General features: G+C 60.9%; 10 protein-coding genes. All 10 read right to left on the bottom strand.

The genetic code is table 11. From position 1 onward, the window contains the following. Window positions 1–534 precede the first annotated feature (534 nt). The gene (locus KBY71_RS14760; protein WP_254929643.1) at window positions 535–861 is read right to left on the bottom strand and encodes a hypothetical protein; all 327 of its coding nucleotides are present in this window, start codon (window positions 859–861) and stop codon (window positions 535–537) included. Beyond that, on the bottom strand, window positions 848–1,123 hold the full coding sequence (locus KBY71_RS14755; RefSeq protein ID WP_254929642.1) for a hypothetical protein: 276 nt from the start codon (window positions 1,121–1,123) through the stop codon (window positions 848–850). Before KBY71_RS14755 ends, KBY71_RS14760 begins: the two co-directional genes overlap by 14 nt. Window positions 1,124–1,522: 399 nt before the next feature. After that, entirely contained in the window at window positions 1,523–1,792 is a 270-nt protein-coding gene (locus KBY71_RS14750) for a type II toxin-antitoxin system ParD family antitoxin (protein ID WP_254929641.1), read from the bottom strand. Window positions 1,793–2,102: 310 nt separating this feature from the next. Next, window positions 2,103–2,375, bottom strand: a complete 273-nt coding sequence (locus tag KBY71_RS14745) for a hypothetical protein (protein ID WP_254929640.1) — start codon at window positions 2,373–2,375, stop codon at window positions 2,103–2,105. Next, window positions 2,376–2,579, bottom strand: coding sequence for a ribbon-helix-helix protein, CopG family (locus KBY71_RS14740; protein ID WP_254929639.1), 204 nt, complete (start codon window positions 2,577–2,579; stop codon window positions 2,376–2,378). 213 nt (window positions 2,580–2,792) lie between these two features. Continuing rightward, window positions 2,793–3,242 (bottom strand): YdcF family protein, encoded by a 450-nt coding sequence (locus KBY71_RS14735; protein ID WP_254929638.1) that lies wholly within the window; start codon window positions 3,240–3,242, stop codon window positions 2,793–2,795. Window positions 3,243–3,419: 177 nt separating this feature from the next. Beyond that, window positions 3,420–3,749, bottom strand: a complete 330-nt coding sequence (locus KBY71_RS14730) for a hypothetical protein (protein ID WP_254929637.1) — start codon at window positions 3,747–3,749, stop codon at window positions 3,420–3,422. Between the two features lie 399 nt (window positions 3,750–4,148). Further along, the gene (locus KBY71_RS14725) at window positions 4,149–4,550 is read right to left on the bottom strand and encodes a YdcF family protein (protein WP_254929636.1); all 402 of its coding nucleotides are present in this window, start codon (window positions 4,548–4,550) and stop codon (window positions 4,149–4,151) included. Between the two features lie 172 nt (window positions 4,551–4,722). Continuing rightward, a complete protein-coding gene (locus tag KBY71_RS14720; protein ID WP_254929635.1) occupies window positions 4,723–4,935 on the bottom strand; it encodes a hypothetical protein in 213 nt (70 codons plus the stop codon). Between the two features lie 320 nt (window positions 4,936–5,255). Next, entirely contained in the window at window positions 5,256–5,549 is a 294-nt protein-coding gene (locus tag KBY71_RS14715; protein ID WP_254929634.1) for a hypothetical protein, read from the bottom strand. Window positions 5,550–5,589 lie beyond the last annotated feature (40 nt).

The following is a 5,589-nucleotide window of genomic DNA, read 5'->3' as shown; positions in this document are numbered from 1 at the left end:
AGGGGCCAGACCAGCCTCCTGAAAGCAGCCCTAGGGCTGCGATCTCGCTGAGGATGTGAACATGGCTGTAGGACGAGAAAAGTGTGATCAGCGCCAGCAGGCCGCCCAGGATCAGGGTGATCCAACCCTGGATGTCGAACAGAAAAACCCTACCCACACCGAGCCCTCGCCGCTCATACCATAATACACTTGTACTGCTCAGCAGGGAGGGGAGGGGGCCTCACGGCCACCAGCCCATCCTGCCGGAACCAAAACCTGGGCCACCTGCAGCCGAGAACACTCAAACCAACAGAGCCCTCACGACCTGCAGCTGGAACAACACCTGAGCCGCTTTCACAAGGCCGCAGGCCTAAACCCCCTACACCCCACAATCGGCCAGTTTGCGGGCAACAACTTTGGGAACCAGCCAGGCGCCTGCGTCCTAGTCGCCCGCTAGGGGCTGAGGTGCCTGCTCTGGCATCCATGCTTCCTTCACCGGCGGGGATATTAGGAGTCGAACAGGGGTGCAGTTTGCTGCAGCCTGAAACTTATGAATCATTTCCTCCTGTAGGTCGCGTCGTGATCCGGGGCAATGGTGAGTAGCCGCATGTACTCACCCTCACGATGCGCTGTTCCCCTGCGTGAACGGCTAATCCGCAGCGAGTAAACGGCATCGATTCCAGCCGGTGGCTTGATGCTTGTGATCTTCTCCCACTTGATCCCTGGGTCGCGATAGAGCTGGTTCCAGGTGAGCTGGCGGATCTTTTTGAGGCTGTCGAGTGCCGCATGGCGCTCAGCCTTCTGCAGCGTGAGCAACTGCCCCTGAAACACCGGGTTGTTCAGATCCAGCCTGATGCAGCCTTCATGCTTAATCACAGCCAAGGCGCATCAGGGTTTCATCAAGATCGGCATCCGCTGGTGGGTGACTGGCGGACCAGACCATCGCAGCCTGCAGGGCTGCTGCGGCAGCGGGTTCGTGTAACCAGCGCTCATTGTCTGGAATCACTGTGGCGGTGCGAACGATCCAGACACCCGGCTCAGGCTCTTCCACAAGAACATGGCGGCCGGCGTACTGCTTGCCCAGCGAGATCTGGCCATTGCTGCCGACGAGCTTGATGGTGGGCGGATGGAGCGCGGAAGCCATGGCGGGCGAGGGCGACAGCATTCAGTCTATCGCGACTTTCGTGCGGCACCAAAAAAAGGGGGGTGACCTGAGCGCCGCGGGGCCAGGACCAGAACATTTCCAATAGGGAGCGCATGAACAAGACAGCGCATACCTCAAGCCGGCTCAGTCCTGATCGATAGAGAACAAGGCAAGGAGATCACGGCTGCCGTGGAGAATGCGAACCACAAGTACAGACGTGGCGCCAGGCTGAAACAGGATCAGTTAGCGCTGATGAACACAGCAACGGATATCAAGACCCAGTTCTGGGCGCGCGGGATAAGCAAGCGGCGTTAAGCCGATTCGAGCGCAGTGCTCTCGGATGGCTTGGATAAACCGAATAGCTGCAGGCGCGCTATCGATCGCGAAAGACAACCTCCATCAAGGCTCAACCAACACAGAGGCATGGTTGCTGTATTTCTGCTCGAGCCTCTGAAACACAGTTTCAGCGCTCTGGCCAGGACCGCTCTCCAGTCCAATGCGCACGTCTGCTCGAAGCGCCACCAGCGCCGCTTCACGACGCTGGTCCTCATTCTCGAGGAGCCTAAGGGCATCGCGCACAACCTCGCTGGCACTTGCGTAGCGACCACCACTGATCTGATTCTTGATGAACTGCTCGAAATGGGAACCAACGACGTAACTGGAAGGCATCACCGCTCGGGGAGAACCAAGTCGACGCTATCAATCTTTGATAGCTATGGCACGCACTCGGAAATCTGCGTCAGAGACGAGCCATCACCAGCGGCGCTCACGAGGCCACCGGCCTGAGCGCCGCGGCAGGAAAAGAAAGCACAAGCAAACCCGCCGTATTCCTCTAGGAGCGCAATCACATCTCGGATTCGCTGGGCGTTGAGCGCTGATAGCCGCCAGCGTTCTCTGCGTTTTTCTGTACAGGCTGTGCGGACCGGCAAATGGTGGAATTCAACGATGGGTAGCGCAACGGGTGAGTGAGGCAGCAGCATTAAGACGAACGCTTCAGGGCAAACCCCACAGCACCACCTAGGACCAACTGCAGTACGCCAGCAGCCCAGTCAGCTCGCTTTTCTGGTATGGGGCGAAAGAAGCTCAGGAGCAGGATGGCTGCAGATAAGGCAGCAATAACCCCAATCAAACCGACAGCATTCCCTTCCAGCCTGTGCCTCTGCCTGCGGTCATCGGGATGTTCTGCGCTTCTGACCTCAACACCACCGGTGAGTTCTAGGAGCGATTTGAAATCAACATTGGGATCGCTCATTCAGATGCTGACAAGAGTTTCCCGTTGGTCGTCCTTGACGAACTGGAGGGTGGATCCCCCCTCTTCCCGCTCCTTGACTAGTAGGTAGAGCGCGAGAGCTCGGCGGAACACGTCGGTTTTTGTGAGGCCCTCGGATGAGGCCAGCAATTCAAGTCGCTCACTGAGGCGATCAGGAAGGCGCACTTCTAGGCGAGAGGAACTCATGGAACTCATCCGGCATCTATGCGTCCAATCATACGGAGAAAAACGGGTTGTTTCCGTATTGACCTGACGTGGGCCTGGAAACTGAGCTAATCTCATCGCGGATTCGCTGGGCGTTGAGCGCTGATAGCCGCCAGCGTTCTGCGCCCGGGCAGGGTCTGGTGCCATCTCCAGCTGGAAACTCCCAAACCAACAGAGCCCTCACGACCTACACCCCTAAACCCCACAATCCGCCCGCTTACGGGCAACAACCTTGGGGGCGAACAAAGCGCCGGTGCTCCCAGTGGCGCGCCAGAGGGTGAGGCGCAGGGCATCCCGAAACAGCTTGCGGCGTTCAGCGGATCTGGGGGTAGGCCAATCAGCTGGGCCGACGCGAATGCCCTGGCTGCCAAGGGCAATGCGGGCGAGGATCACGGCGCGGGCGGTGTGATCTGGATCGGTGGCAATCCACACCCGGGCAATGCGAGGCGAGGGCTGGTGGCGCAAGCAGTGGGCGAGGGCGGTGATCTGGGTGGCGGTGTCGAAGCCCTGGAGCATTTCGGGGGTGGGCTGGGGTGGCGGCGTACCTCTAGGGCAGCGAATTAGCAGGCGGAGAGGCTGCTGGGGCAGCGCTTGGCCGATGCGATCGGCTGCGGCGAAGCGACCTGAGCCACCATCTAGCACCACCTCGGCTAGTTGGCCATTTAATCGGGGGTGATAGTGGGATGCGCCAAGAACATCAAGCTGGTTTTACCAAGCAAGCCTGGGCGCAGTCTTCGGTAACGGCGATGACATAGGAGTAGTGGATTTCCCTTGGGCAATGGACCCCTCAAGCAAACCCGCCGTACTCCTCCAGCAGGGAAATCACATCTCGGACTCGTTGGGCATTGGGTTGGTTGGGTTCGAGCTGGTGGCGGAGCTGCACAAGATTGCACTGAGCTTGGCGTTGAGCTCGGCGAGCCGCTCGTTCTCGCTCTTCAGCTGCTTCATTCGCTGCTCGTGCTCGATCTTCCTCTGCTCGTGCGCGATCTTCCTTTGCTCGTCGTCTTTCCTCAGCTGCGCGTCCTCGCTCTCGAGCTGACTCATCCGCTGCTCGTGAACGATCTTCCGCTTCTCGAACTCGATCTCTCTCCGATCGAACTCGATCTCTCTCAGCTCGTAGTCGACAACGGGTCGCCAGTTGAGCATCGCCAAGCAGCGGCGGAACCAGGGCAACGAGGAGTAATACTCCGATTTGCTGATTGAGGGCGACGGCGCCGATGAAGGGGATGTGGACATGGCTGTAAGACGAGAAAAGAGTGATCAGCGCCAGCAGGCCGCCCAGGACCAGGGTGATCCAGCCTTGGATGTCGAACAGAAAAACACTACCCACGCCGAGCCCTCGCCGCTCAGCCAATAATACACCTGTACTGGTCAGCAGGAACACAGCGCGGGGCGCACATCAATAGTGCTTGCACTCGCAGCTTCAAGCGCATCCCGCCGGAACAAGGGCCTGGCCATCCGCAGCTGAAAACTCCCCAACCAGCAGAGCCCTCACGACCTGCAGCCGGAACAACTCCTATCCGCTTTCACGGGGCCGCAGGCCTACACCCCCTAAACCCCACAATCCGCCCGTTTGCGGGCAACAACCTGGTGGGCGAGCCAGGCGCCAGTGCTGCCGGTGGCGCGCCAAAGGGTAAGGCGCAGGGCATCCCGAAAAAGCTTGCGGCGTTCAGCGGAGCTGGGGGTAGGCCAATTAGCCGGGCCAACGCGAATGCCCTGGCTGCCGAGGGCAATGCGGGCGAGGATCACGGCGCGGGCGGTGTGATCGGGATCGGTGGCAATCCACACCCGGGCACTGGGGGGCGGGGGCTGGTGGCGCAACCAATGGGCGAGGGCGGTGATCTGGGTGGCGGTGTCGAAGCCCTGGAGCAGTTCGGGTGTGGGCTGAGGCAGCGCGTGGCCGATGCGATCGGCTGCGGCGAAGCGACCTGGGCCACCATCCAGCACCACCACCAGATCGCTACCGGCAGTGGAGGTGGGAACCGGAGAAGGAAACGGAACAATCCAGGGACAGACCAGCCAAAACCCTGCAGCCGAAGATCCAAGCAACAGAGCACCCAAGATCTGGCGAGCGCGCAGCAAGAAGCTCAGGCCGGCTCATCGGCGAGCTGGGCCAATTCGGCGACTACAAGAGCGAGGAATCGTCGGTGGAGGACAGAGGGCTCGAGTTGGACAAGTGCTCCCGCTCGAAGTGCGCGAGCCTGAACTCGATTGCTGCGAGCCGCGCGTTCTCGTTCTTGAGATGCTCGGTTTCTCTCTCGATCTGCTTCATTCTCAGCCTGGAGGCGTTGATCTTCTGCTCGACGTCGGGATCCCGTCGCCAGTTGAGCGTCTGCAACCACAAGCGCCACTGAGGCAGCGATGCACCAGACGCCCCATTGCTGCGGGAGCTGGAGGGCGGCGCCGGCGGGGAGGGCGATGTGGTCATAGGAGGTGAGGAGGGCGATCAGTGCGATCACAATGCCGGCGAGGACTTCGAGCCAGCCCTGGAGATCAAACCAGCCGCAACGGCGACGGGAAGCAGGCGTTGCCTCTGAGTCTGGCGCAGTTTCTGAAACGGGGTCGACCTGCGCCACAGCCCGGCGACAACACCGCAACAATCGTAGTACATACGTTCGCATTCGGGACTGGTTGACGCCGCTCGCAGGCCTACACCCCCTAAGCCCCAGAATCCGCCCGCTTACGGGCAACAACCTTGGGGGCGAGCCAAGCGCCGGTGCTCCCGGTGGCGCGCCAAAGGGTGAGGCGCAGGGCATCGCGAAGGAGCTTGCGGCGTTCAGCGGAACTGGGGGTAGGCCAATCGGCCGGGCCAACGCGAATGCCCTGGCTGCCAAGGGCACTGCGGGGCATGGGCTGGTGGCGCAACCAGTGGACGAGGGCGGTGATCTGGGTGGCGGTGTCGAAGCCCTGCAGCAGTTCGGGTGTGGCTGGGGCGGATGGGGCAGCTTTCACGGCTTCAGGGTCAAGCCTTCTACGGGATCAGACGCACCAG

The sequence above is a fragment of the Cyanobium sp. T1B-Tous genome (assembly GCF_024345475.1).
GTDB lineage: Bacteria > Cyanobacteriota > Cyanobacteriia > PCC-6307 > Cyanobiaceae > Cyanobium_A.
Note: the sequence above shows the minus strand (reverse complement) of the source record. Positions and strands in the feature narration are given on the sequence as shown.

Bases quoted from the DNA above. Each gene is read 5' to 3' on its own strand.
- KBY71_RS14755 (WP_254929642.1), bottom strand. From the start codon at position 1,123: ATGGCTTCCGCGCTCCATCCGCCCACCATCAAGCTCGTCGGCAGCAAT.
- KBY71_RS14750 (WP_254929641.1), bottom strand. From the start codon at position 1,792: ATGCCTTCCAGTTACGTCGTTGGTTCCCATTTCGAGCAGTTCATCAAG.
- KBY71_RS14745 (WP_254929640.1), bottom strand. From the start codon at position 2,375: ATGAGCGATCCCAATGTTGATTTCAAATCGCTCCTAGAACTCACCGGT.
- KBY71_RS14740 (WP_254929639.1), bottom strand. From the start codon at position 2,579: ATGAGTTCCTCTCGCCTAGAAGTGCGCCTTCCTGATCGCCTCAGTGAG.